Below are 17,594 nucleotides of genomic sequence, written 5' to 3' on the forward strand. Positions count from 1 at the left end.
TTGGGAGAGTATGATGCTTAAGAACAAAGAAAAAATCTTAAAAATATCTTTATTAACAGTTGGTGTTTTGCTAATTGTTTTATTTGGAATATTTATTTTTAAAAAGACTCACACAGAAAATGATATGGATGACAAACAGCCTGTTTCCACTGACGAGACAGAAGAGGTTCTTGAAGATGTAGAATTTCCACACGCTGCAGAGCTTGATCAGGCTAGTGAGATTACTGATGATGGAGAACAAATTTTATACCTTCCTAAGGATGAAATCTATGAGTTTTCTATTACTGATGCTAACAACATCCTTTTGAATTTTGAAAAGAAGGATGATAAATGGATTTATGTTGATGATCCTTCTATGGAGATTAATGGGGACAGAATCGATAAGATTCTTAATTATCTTTGTGACATAAGAGTTGTAGATATAATTGAGCTTGATGACGAAGCTGATGCTATGGAGTACGGTCTTAGCCAAGAATCTCCTATGTGCATTATTAAGGATGCTGGAGGTAATGAGATTCTTATATCTATTGGTAATTGCAGTGATGAGAATTGTAATGTGTATTTTGCTTTAAATTATGATTTCTCTACTGTTTATGTTAATAGTGGTAAGCTTTCCAATGTTCTTCAGTACTCTGTTGAGGAGTTACTTAGCCTTTCATAATTTATGAAAGACTTTATTTACAAGAATAATATACTGTGTTAATATATTTCAGGTATTATTTTTACTGTGACTCAGGTTTAGGACACTCCGACCTTCACCTTAGTTACGGCATATTTACAATTTAGGAGGTAATAAAATGATTACAAAAGAGAAGAAGCAGCAGATTATCAATGAGTATGCTAGAACAGCTGGTGATACAGGTTCTCCAGAGGTTCAGATCGCAGTTCTTACAGCTCGTATTTCAGAGCTTACAGAGCATCTTAAGGCTAACCCAGGTGATCATCACAGCCGTCGTGGTATGATGAAGATGGTTGGTAAGAGAAGAAACCTTCTTGCTTACCTTAAGAATACTGACATTGAGAGATATCGTTCAATCATTGAGCGTCTTGGCTTAAGAAAGTAATCTATATGAGCGGAGTAGTTTTACTCCGCTCGTTTTCTAATGTTTAGCGTAAAAGCCCAATCCGAAGCCACTGAATTCTGAGCGAAAGATATAGGAGTCGCTTCGTTTTCAGTAGTTTCGGGTTCGAGCTTAAATATAAAGTATATTTAAAGGAGAAAACCATGAAGACTTTTACAATGGAATTAGCTGGTAGAACACTTCGTGTTGATATCGGCAGAGTTGCAGCTCAGGCTAATGGAGCAGCATTTATTCAGTATGGTGACACAACAGTTCTTTCAACTGCTACTGCATCAGATAAGCCACGTGATGGTATCGATTTCTTCCCACTCTCAGTTGAGTTCGAAGAGAAGACATACGCTGTTGGTAAGATTCCAGGGGGATTTAACAAGAGAGAGGGTAAGGCATCTGAGAATGCTGTTCTTACATCTCGTGTTATTGATAGACCTATGCGTCCACTTTTCCCAAAGGATTACCGCAACGACGTAACACTTAATAATATGGTTATGGCTGTAGATCCACAGTGCCGTCCAGAGCTTGTTGCTATGCTTGGTGCTGCTATTTCTACATGTATTTCAGATATTCCATTTGATGGCCCTTGCGCTATGACTCAGATGGGTATGGTTGATGGTGAGCTTATTGTCAATCCATCACAGGAGCAGTGGGATAAGGGTGACCTTAAGCTTACAGTTGCTTCTACAAAAGAAAAGGTTATCATGATTGAGGCTGGTGCTAATATCATCCCTGAGGACAAGATGATTGAGGCTATTTACAAGTGTCATGATGTTAACCAGACAATTATTGCATTTATCGAGCAGATGGTTGCTGAGTGTGGCAAGCCAAAGCATGAGTATACATCATGTGCTATTCCAGAGGAGCTCTTTGCAAAGATGAAGGAGCTTGTTCCTCCAGCAGAGATGGAAGAGGCAGTATTCACTGATGAGAAGCAGGTTCGTGAGGAGAATATCCGTCAGATTACTGAGCGTCTTGAAGAGGCATTTGCTGAGAACGAAGAGTGGCTTGCAGTGCTTGGTGAGGCTATTTACCAGTACGAGAAGAAGACAGTTCGTAAGATGATTCTTAAGGATCACAAGCGTCCAGATGGACGTCAGCTTGATCAGATTCGTCCACTTGCAGCTGAGGTTGATATTATTCCACGTGTTCACGGTTCTTCAATGTTTACTCGTGGTCAGACACAGATTTGTGATGTTGTAACACTTGCTCCACTTTCTGAAGCACAGAAGATCGATGGACTTGATGCATTTGTTACAGAGAAGAGATATATGCACCACTACAACTTCCCTGCTTATTCAGTAGGTGAGACAAAGCCATCTCGTGGTCCAGGACGTCGTGAGATTGGTCATGGTGCACTTGCTGAGAGAGCACTTCTTCCAGTACTTCCTTCAACAGAGGAGTTCCCATATGCTATTCGTGCCGTTTCAGAGACATTTGAGTCTAACGGTTCTACATCAATGGCTTCTACATGCGCTTCATGTATGTCACTTATGGCTGCTGGTGTTCCACTTAAGGCTATGGTTGCTGGTATTTCATGTGGTCTTGTTACAGGCGATACAGATGACGATTTCGTTCTTCTTACAGATATTCAGGGTCTTGAGGACTTCTTTGGCGACATGGACTTCAAGGTTACAGGTACAAAAGAAGGTATTACAGCTATCCAGATGGATATTAAGATTCATGGTCTTACACGTCCAATCGTTGAGGGCGCTATCGCAAGATGTCGTGAGGCTAGATTCTTCATCATGGACAACTGCATGAGCAAGGCAATCGCTGAGCCACGTAAGGAAGTTGGCGAGTATGCTCCAAAGATTATCCAACTTACAATTGATCCAGAGAAGATTGGTGATGTAGTTGGACAGCGTGGTAAGACAATCAACGAAATCATTGCTAGATGCGATGTTAAGATTGATATCACTGACGAGGGCAATGTTTCTATCTGCGGTACAGATGCTGCTAAGATGGAAGAAGCTAAGAAGATGATTGAAATCATTACAACTGATTTTGAGAAGGATCAGATTCTTACAGGTAAGGTTGTTAGCATCAAAGAGTTTGGTGCATTCGTTGAATTTGCTCCTGGTAAAGAAGGAATGGTTCACATTTCAAAGATTGCTAAGGAAAGAATTGATAGAGTTGAGGATGTTCTTACACTTGGTGATACTGTTAAGGTCGTTTGCCTTGGCAAGGACAAGATGGGACGCATCAGCTTCTCAATCAAGGATTGTCAGTAATTAATTATTTAGATTTATTGGCGCCTGGCTTTTGGTCAGGCGCTCTTTTTTAGGAATAATACTATGTTATTAAACGTATCTCATATATATAAATCATACGGTGAAGACAATATAATAAAGGATGCGACATTTACTGTTGATGAGGGCTCTAAAGTAGCTATTGTAGGTAACAATGGTACAGGTAAATCTACTTTACTTAAAATTATCATCGGAGAAATAATGGCAGATGATGGTGAAGTTACTCTGAAAAAAGATGCCACAATGGGCTATCTTGCTCAGTATCAAGAGGATGCCTTTAGTTCTAACATTTTAAATACAGTTCTTAGCGCTAGAGAAGATTTACTTTCCATGGAAAAAAGACTTTCTGAAATGGAAAGTATGATGAGTTCAATTGATAATTCTGAAATGGCTAAATTCATGGATGATTATCATAAGTTACAGCATCAGTTTGATTTGCAGGGTGGGTATACATTCCGCTCTGAGGCTATTGGTATTTTAAAGGGATTAGGCTTTGAACAAGAGGACTTCGATAAGAGCATGAACGAGCTTTCAGGTGGTCAAAAGACAAGAGTTTCTCTTGGTAGACTTCTGGCTTCTTCACCTGACTTATTGCTTTTAGATGAGCCTATTAACCATTTGGATTTAAAATCTATTATGTGGTTAGAGGGGTATCTTTCTTCATACAAGGGAGCAGTGATTATTGTAGCCCATGATAGATATTTTCTTGATAAGATAGCTGACCATGTGGTTGATTTGTCTTACGGTAGGACTAGTGTCTATACCGGTAATTATACTGCCTTTATGCAGCAAAAAGAGATTTATATGATTTCTTATGAGCGCTCTTATGAGAAGCAGCAAAAAGAGATTGAACATCAAAAGGCTGTTATCGATAAGCTTCAGTCTTTTAACAGAGAAAAATCAATCAAGCGAGCAGAGAGCCGCAAAAAGCTTTTGGATAAAATGGATGTGATGGATGCTCCTGATAAGGACATGCCTAAGATGCGACTTACTCTTGAAATAGAAAAAGAAAGTGGCAAGGATGTTCTTGATTTTTCTCATGTGACAAAATCCTATGAGGATAAAAATATCTTCACTGATTTATCATTTGAGGTACACAAGGGTGATAGGATTGCTATTTTAGGTGATAACGGAACAGGTAAGACAACTATCTTAAAGTGTATCAATGGTCTTACTGATTTTGAATCAGGAGAAATTCGCTTTGGTGTCAATGTTACTGTGGGTTACTATGATCAGGAACAGCAGGGGCTCACTGAAACTAATACTATTTTTAGTGAGTTGCATGATGCCTATCCATTTTTGACTGAAACAAAGGTAAGAAATACCTTGGCTGCATTCATGTTCACTGAAGATGATGTATTCAAGAGGATTAGTGATTTGTCCGGTGGAGAAAGAGGACGTGTGTCTTTGGCAAAGCTTATGCTTTCCAAGTCTAATTTACTCATTCTCGATGAGCCTACCAACCATCTTGATATGGATTCTAAGCAGATGCTAGAAGAGGCTCTTAATGAATATGACGGTACACTTTTGTATGTCAGCCACGATCGATATTTCGTAAATAGAACTGCAAATATGATTCTTGAGCTCTCTGATGGAAAGCTTATAAAGTATTTGGGCAATTACGATGATTACATTGCTAAAAAAGAACAGCTTTATGGAACACAGACTGAGTCTGTATCCCTTGGGGCCTCAGAAGAGACTGCAGCTAAGCTTGACTATAAGGAACAGAAGAGAATAGAAGCTGAAAAAAGAAAGCTTCAAAACAGGATTTCTAAAATTGAAGAGGAAATCGAGACCCTTGAATCCAAGAAGGCAGCTATAGAAGAGGAGTTCTTAAAGCCTGAAAATATGACCAATTCTGCCAAGCTTAACGAGCTTACCGCTAAGCAGAAAGAAATAGATTCTCGCCTTGAAGAATTGTACGATGAGTGGGGATTGTTAAATCCTTGACATGCTTTTAGACAGATTTTATAATTAATTTATTGAATAGATTTTAGGAGGCTTACGCTTTGGATAAAAAGATTTCTCAGGCTGTCATCAGGAGATTGCCTAGATATTATCGCTATTTAGGCGAATTATTAGATGATGGTGTGGAAAGAATTTCTTCTAATGATCTAAGTAAGAGGATGCATGTTACCGCATCTCAGATTAGACAGGATTTGAACAATTTTGGTGGCTTTGGTCAGCAGGGCTATGGCTATAATGTTGCTTATCTCCACGAGGAAATTGGTAATATACTTGGTGTTCATGACACCCATAATGTTATTGTTATCGGTGCTGGTAATTTAGGCCAGGCCATAGCAGGATATGTTAAATTTGAGCGAGTTGGATTTAAAATAATTGGACTTTTTGATGTTAATCCTGAACTCAAAGGCAAGATGGTTAGAGATCTTCCTGTTCAGATGCTAGAGGATCTTCCTGAATTCATTAAGAATAATGATGTTGAGATTGCGGCGCTAACCCTTCCAAAATCAAATGCTAAGGCTACAGCTCTCAAGCTTGTATCTCTTGGCGTCCATGCAATTTGGAATTTTGCCCATGTTGATTTGGATGATATTCCAGATGTGGTTATCGAAAACGTTCATTTGTCTGATAGCTTAATGCAGTTATCTTATAATATTACTCAGCATAAGAATAAGTAGGTGAGTTTATGGGGGAGCATGATTATTCTGCAGCAATTGCTAAAATAAAAGTTCCAATGCTTATATTGGATCAAAAGTGGCATAGATTGTTTGCTCTAGGCGGCAAGCCTAGCAATGTTAAAGAATTAGAAACTAGAGAAAATGACCTTTTAAAGAGAGAGGCAGAGCTTAAAAAGGAGCTGAAAGATTTAAAGAAAGTCAAAGAGAATCTTATGTCTTCTGTTATGTCTAACATGGAAGGCACTTCCGATTTGGTTTCTAAGAAGCTTGATGATGATAAGCGTCTCTTGGAAGAGTGTAAAGAACGCATAGCTTCTGCAGAGGATGAGCTGATGGATATTCCTAATCAGACAGAGGAGGTCAATAAGCAGCTTATGCTTGCCTCCATGGATTATTGCTATGATAAGCTTCGCACTAATTCTCAAGAGGCTGAGGAGATTACTAACTGGATAAAGGATATCCGTGTCCAGCTTAAGAAAAATGTCATTAGAAAGCATAATCGAGAGATTAATAATAAAGAGATTTACTCATATATGCATGATGTTTTTGGTATGGAAGTTCTTAATTTATTCGACTTACAAAATGGGGATTTCTATCTTGGTACAGCTGATGACAAAGCTGACGATAAATCAGCTAAGAAATCTTCTGAGGAGGAGGCCGCAGACCTATCTAATGTTAACTTAGAAGATGTAGATTTAGATGCGGTTTCTAAGGAGACAAAAGAGGATTCTGATGAAATAGATGAGTCTATTGAATCAGCTGAAGAAAATCAATAAATCTATAAAAGACTAGACTTTATAAAGTTTAGTCTTTTTTTATGACTTATGGTAAAATATTAGTGTTAGATTAACCTATTTTTGAAAGGAGTTTATATGGAAGACGGGTCGAATCCCTATATTTTAATTACTGCTTTAGCAGTATTTGCAATTGTTGAACTTATAGGACTTATTATTCTATATCGACGTTCAAAACAGGAAAATGTCACCGAGGAAGATGTTATTTCACTAGTTAACGAGGGCCATGAGGATGGTAATATTCTAGCGTCTGAGGCTGTGATGATTCAAAATATTTTTGAGTTTTCGGATACTGATGTTAAGGATATAATGACCCATCGCAAGAATATAGTTGCCATTGATGGTGAGTCCACATTACGTGAGGCTATTTCATTCATTAATGATAACAATATGAGCCGTTATCCTGTTTATATTGAGGATTTAGACAACATTATAGGTATCTTACATATAAAAGATATCTTAACCTACTATGACAAAGACATTGACAATCTTAAGGTTAAGGACTTAAAGGATTTGATGTCTGTTGCTGAATTTGTGCCTGAAACTCACGGAATCAACACGCTATTTGCTAAGATGCAATCTAAAAAGCGTCACATGGTTATTGTTTTAGATGAGTATGGACAGGTGTCAGGATTGCTTTCTTTAGAGGATATCTTAGAAGAAATCGTAGGTGATATATCTGATGAACATGATGATGACGAGGCGTCCATCGAGGTGAGACCAGATGATACATTTATTATGGATGGTGGCTGCAGTCTGGAGGAGGTAGAAGAGAAAATAGGCGTTAAGCTTTCAGATGATTTCGAGACGCTTAATGGCTATCTAATTTCCTTGTACGGCAAGATTCCAGAGGATGGCAAGAGCTTCAAACTTGAAGATGATAATTTCGTTTATTTCATTAAAAATGTCACTGAAAAAGTCATTGGAGAGGTTTTTGTTAGAAGGAAAAGTCACGTTGAATAAGTACCCGTGATTTGATATAATTTTTTGAGATTTATTTATAGAAGAGAGGTAAAAGAATTTTATGTCAGGACATTCAAAATTTGCTAACATTAAGCACAAAAAAGAGAAGAATGATGCTGCAAAGGGAAAGATTTTTACAATAATTGGTCGTGAGATTGCTGTAGCAGTTAAGGAAGGCGGTCCAGACCCTAATAATAATTCTAAATTACGCGATGTTATCGCAAAAGCTAAGGCTAACAACGTACCAAATGCTACAATTGAAAATGGTATCAAAAAGGCTGCTGGTGACCAGAATTCAGTTAACTGGGAGTCAGTATCATACGAGGGATACGGTCCAAATGGTACAGCTATTATTGTAGATTGTCTTACAGATAACCGTAATCGTACAGCTGCTAATGTTCGTTCAGCTTTCACTAAGGGCGGCGGAAGCATTGGTACTCCTGGTTGCGTTTCATTTATGTTTGATAAGAAGGGGCAGATTATCATCTCAAAAGAGGATTGCTCTATGGATGCTGATGATCTTATGATGATAGCACTTGATGCAGGTGCTGAGGATTTCTCAGAAGAGGATGACTGCTTCGAAGTTTACACAACTCCAGAGGATTTCTCTGCAGTAAGAGAGGCTCTTGAGGCTGAGAATATTCCTATGGCTGATGCCGAAGTTACAATGGTTCCTCAGACTTATGTTGAGCTTACTGATGAGCAGGATCTCTACAAGATCAACAAGATTCTTGATCTTTTAGATGAAGATGATGATGTTCAGAATGTATATCATAACTGGGATGAGTAAATGAGTGGGTTTCCCAACTAATATAAAGATTAATTGAGGGGTTAGTCGATGAACAAAATACTTTTTGCATCTAGTGAGTGCGTTCCATTTGTTAAAACCGGTGGTTTAGCAGATGTTTGCGGTGCTTTACCTAAAGAATTTTCTAAGGAATATTTTGATGTTAGAGTAGTTTTGCCTTATTATACATTTATTCCTGAGAAATATAAAAAGGATTTTAAATATCTTACTAGTTTTCAAATGAATATGGGACCACTTGTTGGGACAAAGTATGTTGGGGTTTTTGAGTATGAATTAGATGGAGTTATTTTCTATTTCATAGATAATCATGATTATTTTGACTGCTTCTATCCATATTCAGAGGATAGATGGGATTTAGAGAAGTTTATATTTTTTGACAAGGCTGTACTTTCTATGCTTCCACTTATAGGATTTCAGCCTAATCTTATTCATTGTCATGATTGGCAGACAGGCTTCATTCCAGTATACCTTAAGAATGATTTCCAAGGAGATCAGTTCTTCTGGGGGATGAAGTCGGTTATGACTATTCACAATCTTAAGTTTCAGGGGATGTGGGACACTAAGACCGTAGCAGGTATCTCTGGTCTTTCTTATAATTTATTTACCCCTGATAAGCTTGAGTATAAAAAGTGCGGAAACATGCTTAAAGGCGGACTTGTATATGCTGATTATATTACAACAGTTTCTGCTAAATACTGCGACGAAATTCAAATGCCATACTATGGTGAGGGATTAGATGGGCTTCTTAGAGCTCGTCATTATGATATGCAGGGCATTATTAATGGTATTGATAATGAAGTATACAATCCTGCTACAGATTCTAAAATCTACAAGAATTTCGATGTTTCTAATTTTAGACAGAAGAAGAAAATCAATAAGACTAAGCTTCAGGAGGAGCTTGGGCTTGAGGTTGATTCTAAAAAATATATGATAGGTCTTATTTCTCGTCTTACTGACCAAAAGGGATTAGACCTTATTAATTACTGCATAGAGGGTATTGTTGATGACTTTACACAGCTAGTAGTAATTGGAACTGGCGAATCCAAGTATGAGAATATGTTTAGACATTATGCTTGGAAATATCCAGAAAAGATTTCTGCTAATATTTGTTACGATGATGCGCTTGCACACAAGCTTTATGCAGCTGCGGATGCATTTTTAATGCCATCCAGATTCGAGCCTTGTGGCTTGACACAGCTTATTTCATTTAGATATGGAACAGTTCCTATTGTCAGAGAGACTGGCGGTCTTAGTGATACTGTTGAAGCATATAACGAATACATGAAGACAGGAGATGGATTCTCTTTTGCCAATTACAATGGTGACGAGCTTCTCAATACTGTCAACTATAGTAAGTTTATATACTTCGAAAAAAAGGCTCAATGGAATAAGATGATTGAAAGGGGCATGAGTAAAAATTATTCATGGGCCGTACAAAAGGAAAAATACGAGAATATTTATAACTATTTAATTGGTTAATAAATATGAGGTTTTATTTTGGCAACAAAAGGGAAGAATAATTCTACAAGAAAATCAAATACAAAACGTACTAGTTCTAAAAAAAGCAACACTAGGGCAAAATCAAAAAAGGTTGAGGAGAATGAGTTCGAAGACCCATTTTTTCAGGATTCCACTAGAGAGATAATTCTTTGGGGATCCATAGGAATGTGTATTTTGCTCTGTGTTAGCAATTTTGGAATTGGAGGATTAATTGGTAATGCTATTGCTAATTTCTTCTTTGGAGTATTTGGCATTATCCAATATGTTTTACCATTCATGGTAGCATTTTCAGCATTCTTTATAATTTCAAATTATGGTAATAAGGTCGCGATTGCTAAGGTTGTGGCTGGTTTTATTCTGCTTATTTTTATAGCTACATTTGTTGAATTGTTAATGAATGGGCAGGAGATTAAATTGCCACTTGATGCTTTCGCTGCTTCAAAGGAGAGTCACAATGGTGGTGGCCTTATCGGTGGTCTTATTGTATATGGTATTTATGATAGTTTTGGTCTTCTAGGGGCTTATCTTATTGATTTAATCGTTATGATTGTGTGTATAATCATCATAATCGAAAGATTCGCCTTTGATAGAGTTCAAAGATCCTCTCAGTACCATGCTGATAAAGCGGCAGCTAAGCGTAGAGCTAGACGTGAGCGAATGATGATGGAGCGCGAGGCTAATCAGACTCGATTTAATTCAGATAGACAGGCTGTTTTAAATAGAATTCAAGAACAAAAAGAACTTGAGCGTCAACAGATGAATCAAAAGGATGGACCTAGACGTGAGAGAAAATACACTGGTATTACTAGTGATACTACTCTTGCTTCTGATTCCTTTGAATCAGCTGCTTTAGGTGATGGCGTAGACGAGATTCGATTTAATATGGCCGAGGGTGAAAGTGACCTAGAGATTACTAAGACTAGTCGTCACAAGCTTCGTGCTGGAGAAAAGAAGAAGAGCAGCCATAGATTCTCTTCTGAGCAGGCAGCGCCAGCTATTGCTGAGCCAGTACCTCCAGTAGAGTCTACACCTGTAGCAGAGCCTGTAAAAGAGTCGCCTTTTGTTATTAATACACCACAGCCTTCGGAGCCGGCAGTTGTTACCTCTGCTCCTGTTGCAGAGACACCGGTTAAGAAAGAGAGAGCATCAGCTGAAAATATTAATAAAACAGCTGACACTATTAGAAATACTATCTCAAGCAGTAGTAATAAGCCTAAAAAGGCCTTTAAGCTTCCGCCTATTTCACTTCTTAAGGATGCTAAGAACACCGGAGGAGATTCGAAAGAATATCTTGCTGAGATGGCAGGCAAGCTTCAAAGGACGCTCAGTAATTTTGGTGTCCAGGCCAATGTAACAGAAGTTACTTTAGGTCCTTCTGTTACCCGTTATGAGCTTGAGATTGCAGAGGGTACTAGAGTTTCTAAGGTACTCAATCTTGAGGATGATATTAAACTTAATATGGCAGTTACTGATGTGCGTATAGAAGCACCTATTCCTGGTAAATCTGCTATTGGTATTGAAGTTCCTAATAAAGTTAAATCAATGGTTTCATTTAAGGAACTTGTATCTTCTAAGGAATTTAAGGCTGCTAAATCTAAGATATCTTTCTGTGTAGGTAAGGATATTTCAGGTAAGGTAATAGTTGGCAATATTGAGAAGATGCCACATTTACTTATAGCAGGTGCTACTGGATCAGGTAAGTCAGTATGTATTAATACTATTATCATGAGTATTCTTTATCATGCTACTCCTGAAGAAGTTAAGATGATAATGGTTGACCCTAAGATGGTTGAGCTATCTGTTTACAATGGTATTCCACATTTGCTTCTTCCAGTTATTACTGATGCTAAAAAGGCAGCTGGAGCACTTCATTGGGCAGTAAAGGAAATGACAGATAGATATGAGCTTTTAGCGGCAGCTGGAGTTCGTAACATAGAAGGTTTCAATGAAAAGGTATCAACGCATTCTCTTCCTGATTCAATTTCTGAGGATAAGAGACAAAAGATGCCTCAGATTGTAATTATATTGGATGAGGTTGCTGACCTTATGATGGTTGCGGCAGCTGATGTAGAAGATTCTATTGTTCGTTTGGCTCAGCTTGCACGTGCAGCTGGTATTCATTTGATTATTGCTACACAGAAGCCTACTGTTAATGTTATTACAGGCTTAATTAAAGCTAATGTCCCTTCTCGAATTGCTTTTTCTGTTTCATCAGGAAATGATTCGAGAGTTATTCTCGATATGAATGGAGCTGAGGACCTACTTGGTAATGGTGATATGCTTTATGCTCCTCAGAACCTTTCAAAACCTGTCAGAATCCAGGGCGCTTTCGTCAGCGATGACGAGGTAAGTTCCGTTGTTGATTTCCTCAAATCTAATAACGAAGCAGCTGATTATGATTCTGATATTGAGGCTCAAATTCAAAACTCTGAGGCTGCTAGCTCAACGGTTTCTATCACTGGAGAAATAGACAACTCCAGAGATGCTTTGTTCGCTGAAGCTGGTCGTCTTGTTATAGAAAATCAAAAGGGTTCTATTGGTTACCTGCAAAGAAACTTTAGAATTGGTTTCAATAGAGCGGCTCGTATTATGGATCAACTAGCAGAAGCAGGGGTTGTTGGTCCTGAGATGGGTACTAAACCAAGAGAAATCCGTATGTCTATATCAGAGTTTGAGGAACTATTAAAAGCACAGTAAGGGAGTCTATTAGGAAATGAAGTCAGACATTCAAATCGCACAGGAAGCAAAGATGATTCATATCAAGGAGGTAGCTAAGAGCCTTGATATACAAGAGGATGATTTAGAGTTATATGGTAAATATAAAGCTAAATTCTCTGATGAGTTGCTTTCTAAAATCCAAAGCAACAAGGATGGTAAGCTTGTTCTTGTTACTGCCATCAATCCTACACCAGCCGGAGAGGGTAAGACTACAACATCTGTTGGTCTTGGACAGGCTATGGGTGTTCTTGGAAAGAAAGCTTGTCTTGCTCTTAGAGAGCCTTCACTTGGACCTTGTTTTGGTATCAAAGGTGGAGCAGCAGGTGGCGGATATGCCCAGGTTGTACCAATGGAGGATTTAAACCTTCACTTTACAGGCGATTTTCATGCTATTACATCTGCTAATAATCTATTGGCAGCTATGCTTGATAATCATATTCAGCAGGGTAATTCACTTGGAATCGATCCTAGACAGATTGTTTGGAAAAGATGCCTTGACATGAATGATAGAGTCCTTAGAAATATCGTGGTTGGACTTGGTTCAAAAATGGACGGAATGGTTCGAGAGGATCATTTTGTTATTACAGTTGCATCTGAAATTATGGCTATTCTTTGCCTTGCAGATGATATGCATGACCTTAAAAAGCGTCTAGGAAGAATCATCGTTGCATATTCATTTGATGGCAAGCCAGTTACAGCTGATGATTTACAGGCAACTGGCGCTATGGCAGCTTTATTAAAGGATGCCCTCAAGCCTAACCTTATTCAGACACTTGAACATACTCCAGCTATTGTTCACGGTGGTCCTTTTGCAAACATTGCTCATGGATGTAATTCAGTTCGTGCTACTAAGGCATCTATGAAGCTTGCTGATATTACTATTACAGAGGCTGGATTTGGTGCCGATTTAGGTGCTGAGAAATTCTTTGATATTAAGTGTAGAATGGCTGGCCTTAAGCCTGATGCCGTTGTACTTGTGGCAACAATCCGTGCGCTTAAGTACAATGGTGGCGTTCCTAAGGCTGATCTTACTACAGAGAATTTAGATGCTTTGAAAAAGGGTATTGTTAACCTTGAAAAGCACATTGAAAACCTTCAAAAGTATGGAGTTCCAGTAGTAGTAACTCTCAATTCATTTATTACTGATACTGATGCAGAGACTAATTTCGTTAAGGATTTCTGCCAGGAGAGAGGCTGTGAGTTTGCTCTTTCTGAAGTATGGGAAAAAGGTGGAGAAGGTGGTGTTGAACTTGCCAAGAAAGTTCTTTATGTTCTTGAGAACAAGGAGAGCAATTTCAAGCCACTTTATGAGAATAATCTTTCCCTTGAGGACAAGATTAAGACTGTTGCTACTGAGATTTATGGAGCTAGCGATGTTACATATTCAGCTGCAGCATTAAAAGAGCTTAAGAGAATTCAAGAGCTTGGAATGGGTGATTTCCCAGTTTGTATGGCAAAGACTCAGTATTCACTTTCTGATGATGCTTCAAAACTTGGAAGACCTACTGACTTCACAATTAATGTTCGTGAGGTATATGCTTCTGCTGGTGCAGGATTTGTAGTTGCTGTTACAGGAAGTATCATGACAATGCCTGGTCTTCCTAAGGTTCCAGCTGCTAATAATATCGACGTTACAGATGACGGAGTAATTACAGGACTTTTCTAATCAACTATGAAATGTAAAAAATGCGGAGAAGAAATTGAATCAAAGCTTTTATACTGCCCAAAATGTGGGGAGCCTATTCAGCTTGTGCCTGTTTACGATGTTTTAGAGGAAGAATTATTATCTAGAGTTGTAGAAGATAAGAAAAAAGCCAAAGAAGAAAAGTTTGCTACAGGTGTATATAAAAACACTCCTGAGGTGCCTGAGGCTAAAAAGCTTCCTAAAATCACCACTAAAAAGGTAAACTATTTCGACAAAAGGCATCTTATCCTTTATACAGGTGCATTCTTTGTGGTTTTTATTTTGTTGTTTTGTGTGTTTGGCTCTTATATGGGCAAGCACACATACAACAATTTGATGAATAGTGCTGTTGAAGCAGAAGAGAATGGCAATTATGGCAAGGCCCTTAATTTTTACGAGGAAGCTTATACCATAGATGATGATTCTTTTGAGGCTATTTATGGCTTGGGCCGCATGTATTCTCGCCTTAATGAGCATAAAAAGGCAGTAGAGTATCTTTCTAAGGCTAGAGAATTAGACCCTACCAATACTAAGATATACACTTATCTTTTAAACTCATATTCAGCGCTTAAGGATTTAGATAGTATTCACGCATTGGCGGAGCTTGCTCCTAACGATGAAATACGTCAATTGGTTAGCAGTTATTTCGTTTCACCACCTACATTTTCTGAAGAAAGTGGTGTTTATGAGGATGATTTGACTATTTTTATTTCAGCTGCTAAGGATTGCCAGATTTTCTATACTGTTAATGGCAAGAATCCAATTACTTCCGGTAAATTATATACCAAAGGAATCACTTTAAAAGAGGGAACTATTGAAATAAAAGCTGTTGCGTTAAATAGTGATGGTGATTACTCAGATGTAGTAAGTGCTTCATACACTGTGGAATATGTTAAGCTTTCCACTCCTGAGGTTACCCCTCAGGCTGGAACTTTCGCTGGCCAGCAGACTATTTCTATCAATGTACCTGATGATTGTACTGCTTATTATTCCCTTGATGGCACTAATCCTCGTGATAATGGTATTCAGTATTCTGGACCGTTTACTTTGACAACTGGTTCCTGTGTTTTATCAGTAATTATTGTTGATTCAAAGGGCAACGAAAGTCCTATTTACATGGGAGGATATTATATTAATTAAAATTTAGGGATGAATTGATGTTTCACAGTTTGTTCACAATTAGCACGTTTTTTAAACATAATTTAATTGTAATATAACATCATCTCGATAAGAGATACATTTTTCATAACATTATTCTCCCTTTGAAAGACACGTCACCGCAGGCGTGTCTTTTGCTTTTTCTTTTATCTATATTTAGTTGTTTAATCCCCCTAAATAGTCTAAAATAAATAGCATGAATGTAAAAATTCTATGCGTAGGAAAAATAAAAGAAAAGTTCTATACACAAGCAATTGATGAGTATGCTAAGCGCCTTTCAAAATATTGTTCTTTAAGCATTGTTGAGGTACCAGATGAGAAGACTTCGGAGAATGCATCTGATACAGAGATAGCTATTGTGAAGGACAAAGAAGGCCAGCGTTTACTTAAGCATATTAATGATAGGGACTTTGTTATCGGTTTAGCAATTCTTGGGCAGCAGTTAGATTCTGTTGCTTTTTCAAAATATATTGAGAATCTTGGTATACAAGGAAATAGTTCCATAGTTTTTGTTATTGGAGGCTCTTTAGGGTTGTCTGATGATGTTTATTCTAGATGCGATTACCAGATTTCTTTTTCAAAGATGACTTTCCCTCATCAGCTTATGCGAGTTATTTTATTAGAACAGATATATAGGGCTATGCGTATTATGAAAAACGAGCCTTATCATAAATAATTACTCTCGGGGGTATAAATCATGAGAATGTATGATTTGATTGAAAAGAAAAAGCTAGGTCAAGAGCTTTCTACAGAAGAAATAAAGGACATTATTGACGGCTACACTAGAGGCGATATTCCTGATTATCAGATATCTGCTTTACTTATGGCTATTTGTTTTAATGGCATGAATGTGAGAGAGCGATATGACCTTACTATGGCTATGCGTGATTCAGGTGATATTTTAGATTTATCGTCTATTGATGGTGTTAAGATCGACAAGCATTCTACTGGTGGAGTTGGCGATAAAGTTACACTTGTACTTGGACCTATCATCGCTTCAATCGGTGTTCCTGTGGCTAAGATGTCTGGTCGTGGTCTGGGACATACCGGCGGTACTATTGATAAGCTAGAGGCTTTTCCTGGATTTAATGCTTCTCTGTCAGAGGATGAGTTTATTGATCAGGTTAATTCCATAAAAATTGCGGTTACTGGCCAGTCTAAGAACTTGGCACCAGCAGATAAAAAACTATATGCTCTTCGCGATGTTACAGCTACTGTTGATGAGATTTCTCTTATTACAGGCTCAATTATGTCTAAAAAGCTTGCTGCTGGAACAGATGCAATTGTTCTTGACGTTACAGTAGGTGATGGCGCATTTATGAAAAATAAAGAAGATGCCCTTGAGCTTGCTAAATCAATGGTTGATATCGGCAAGAGAGCTAACAAGAAAATAGCAGCTTATCTTACTAATATGGATGAGCCTCTTGGATATGCAGTTGGAAATAATCTTGAGGTTATTGAGGCTATTGAAGCACTTAAAGGCAATGGACCTGAGGATTTAATGGAAGTTGTTTATGCCCTTGGCTCTCAGATGGTTGTTTTTTCTGGTATTGAAACAGACAAGGCTAAGGCTAGAGCTTTAATGGAAGAGGCTGTTAAAAATGGCAGCGCTTATGCAAAATTTATTGAGTTTATAGAGGCTCAGGGCGGCGATGCTACATATGCAAAGGACATTAACAAGTTTTCTCCAGCTAAATACGTTATCCCGGTTAATGCTGAAATAGATGGATATGTTCATGCTCTTAAGGCGGAGTCTTTTGGACTTGCATCTATGTCGCTAGGCGGTGGTCGAGAGACTTTTGATGATGTTATTGATATGTCAGTAGGCATTATTTTAAATAAAAAGGTAGGAGATTCTATCAAGGCAGGAGAGCCAATTTGCTATATCCATGCTAATGATCAGGCAAAGGCAGACCATGCTAAGGATATGATTCTTAAGGCTACTGTCATTTCACCGGATAAATGTGACCACATGAAACTTATTATTGATATTGTTGAATAG

General features: G+C 38.0%; 14 protein-coding genes. All 14 read left to right on the forward strand.

The window, feature by feature from the left end; all coding sequences use genetic code 11:
• Nucleotides 1–13: 13 nt before the first annotated feature.
• The 14 genes from BLP50_RS01130 to BLP50_RS01195 all read left to right on the forward strand — a co-directional run bounded on the left by BLP50_RS01130 (nt 14) and on the right by BLP50_RS01195 (nt 17,594).
• Entirely contained in the window at nt 14–661 is a 648-nt protein-coding gene (locus BLP50_RS01130; protein WP_090149650.1) for a DUF4340 domain-containing protein, read from the forward strand.
• A gap of 136 nt (nt 662–797) precedes the next feature.
• Nucleotides 798–1,064, forward strand: a complete 267-nt coding sequence (rpsO, locus tag BLP50_RS01135; RefSeq protein WP_090149654.1) for a 30S ribosomal protein S15 — start codon at nt 798–800, stop codon at nt 1,062–1,064.
• A gap of 161 nt (nt 1,065–1,225) precedes the next feature.
• Entirely contained in the window at nt 1,226–3,307 is a 2,082-nt protein-coding gene (locus tag BLP50_RS01140; RefSeq protein ID WP_090149657.1) for a polyribonucleotide nucleotidyltransferase, read from the forward strand.
• Nucleotides 3,308–3,370: 63 nt separating this feature from the next.
• Nucleotides 3,371–5,275 (forward strand): ribosomal protection-like ABC-F family protein, encoded by a 1,905-nt coding sequence (gene abc-f, locus BLP50_RS01145; protein WP_090149660.1) that lies wholly within the window; start codon nt 3,371–3,373, stop codon nt 5,273–5,275.
• Between the two features lie 59 nt (nt 5,276–5,334).
• Nucleotides 5,335–5,967 (forward strand): redox-sensing transcriptional repressor Rex, encoded by a 633-nt coding sequence (locus BLP50_RS01150; protein WP_090149662.1) that lies wholly within the window; start codon nt 5,335–5,337, stop codon nt 5,965–5,967.
• 8 nt (nt 5,968–5,975) lie between these two features.
• The gene (locus BLP50_RS01155; protein WP_090149664.1) at nt 5,976–6,743 is read left to right on the forward strand and encodes a hypothetical protein; all 768 of its coding nucleotides are present in this window, start codon (nt 5,976–5,978) and stop codon (nt 6,741–6,743) included.
• A gap of 96 nt (nt 6,744–6,839) precedes the next feature.
• Nucleotides 6,840–7,724 carry a hemolysin family protein gene (locus BLP50_RS01160; RefSeq protein WP_090149666.1) on the forward strand — a complete coding sequence of 295 codons (885 nt, stop codon included), beginning with the start codon at nt 6,840–6,842 and terminating at the stop codon, nt 7,722–7,724.
• A gap of 61 nt (nt 7,725–7,785) precedes the next feature.
• A complete protein-coding gene (locus BLP50_RS01165) occupies nt 7,786–8,514 on the forward strand; it encodes a YebC/PmpR family DNA-binding transcriptional regulator (protein WP_090149667.1) in 729 nt (242 codons plus the stop codon).
• 48 nt (nt 8,515–8,562) lie between these two features.
• Nucleotides 8,563–10,011 carry a glycogen synthase gene (locus BLP50_RS01170; protein WP_090149669.1) on the forward strand — a complete coding sequence of 483 codons (1,449 nt, stop codon included), beginning with the start codon at nt 8,563–8,565 and terminating at the stop codon, nt 10,009–10,011.
• A gap of 18 nt (nt 10,012–10,029) precedes the next feature.
• Entirely contained in the window at nt 10,030–12,729 is a 2,700-nt protein-coding gene (locus BLP50_RS01175; RefSeq protein WP_242869192.1) for a DNA translocase FtsK, read from the forward strand.
• A 16-nt stretch (nt 12,730–12,745) separates the two neighbouring features.
• Nucleotides 12,746–14,416 carry a formate--tetrahydrofolate ligase gene (locus BLP50_RS01180; RefSeq protein ID WP_090149672.1) on the forward strand — a complete coding sequence of 557 codons (1,671 nt, stop codon included), beginning with the start codon at nt 12,746–12,748 and terminating at the stop codon, nt 14,414–14,416.
• 6 nt (nt 14,417–14,422) lie between these two features.
• Nucleotides 14,423–15,574 carry a chitobiase/beta-hexosaminidase C-terminal domain-containing protein gene (locus BLP50_RS01185; RefSeq protein ID WP_090149674.1) on the forward strand — a complete coding sequence of 384 codons (1,152 nt, stop codon included), beginning with the start codon at nt 14,423–14,425 and terminating at the stop codon, nt 15,572–15,574.
• A gap of 214 nt (nt 15,575–15,788) precedes the next feature.
• Entirely contained in the window at nt 15,789–16,268 is a 480-nt protein-coding gene (rlmH, locus tag BLP50_RS01190; RefSeq protein ID WP_090149677.1) for a 23S rRNA (pseudouridine(1915)-N(3))-methyltransferase RlmH, read from the forward strand.
• 21 nt (nt 16,269–16,289) lie between these two features.
• Entirely contained in the window at nt 16,290–17,594 is a 1,305-nt protein-coding gene (locus BLP50_RS01195; protein ID WP_090149679.1) for a pyrimidine-nucleoside phosphorylase, read from the forward strand.

Source organism: Pseudobutyrivibrio sp. AR14 (genome assembly GCF_900101325.1).
Taxonomy (GTDB): Bacteria; Bacillota; Clostridia; order Lachnospirales; family Lachnospiraceae; genus Pseudobutyrivibrio.

Bases quoted from the DNA above. Each gene is read 5' to 3' on its own strand.
- rlmH (WP_090149677.1), top strand. From the start codon at position 15,789: ATGAATGTAAAAATTCTATGCGTAGGAAAAATAAAAGAAAAGTTCTAT.
- BLP50_RS01130 (WP_090149650.1), top strand. From the start codon at position 14: ATGCTTAAGAACAAAGAAAAAATCTTAAAAATATCTTTATTAACAGTT.
- BLP50_RS01170 (WP_090149669.1), top strand. From the start codon at position 8,563: ATGAACAAAATACTTTTTGCATCTAGTGAGTGCGTTCCATTTGTTAAA.
- abc-f (WP_090149660.1), top strand. From the start codon at position 3,371: ATGTTATTAAACGTATCTCATATATATAAATCATACGGTGAAGACAAT.
- BLP50_RS01155 (WP_090149664.1), top strand. From the start codon at position 5,976: ATGGGGGAGCATGATTATTCTGCAGCAATTGCTAAAATAAAAGTTCCA.
- BLP50_RS01165 (WP_090149667.1), top strand. From the start codon at position 7,786: ATGTCAGGACATTCAAAATTTGCTAACATTAAGCACAAAAAAGAGAAG.
- BLP50_RS01195 (WP_090149679.1), top strand. From the start codon at position 16,290: ATGAGAATGTATGATTTGATTGAAAAGAAAAAGCTAGGTCAAGAGCTT.
- BLP50_RS01160 (WP_090149666.1), top strand. From the start codon at position 6,840: ATGGAAGACGGGTCGAATCCCTATATTTTAATTACTGCTTTAGCAGTA.
- BLP50_RS01140 (WP_090149657.1), top strand. From the start codon at position 1,226: ATGAAGACTTTTACAATGGAATTAGCTGGTAGAACACTTCGTGTTGAT.
- BLP50_RS01185 (WP_090149674.1), top strand. From the start codon at position 14,423: ATGAAATGTAAAAAATGCGGAGAAGAAATTGAATCAAAGCTTTTATAC.
- BLP50_RS01180 (WP_090149672.1), top strand. From the start codon at position 12,746: ATGAAGTCAGACATTCAAATCGCACAGGAAGCAAAGATGATTCATATC.
- rpsO (WP_090149654.1), top strand. From the start codon at position 798: ATGATTACAAAAGAGAAGAAGCAGCAGATTATCAATGAGTATGCTAGA.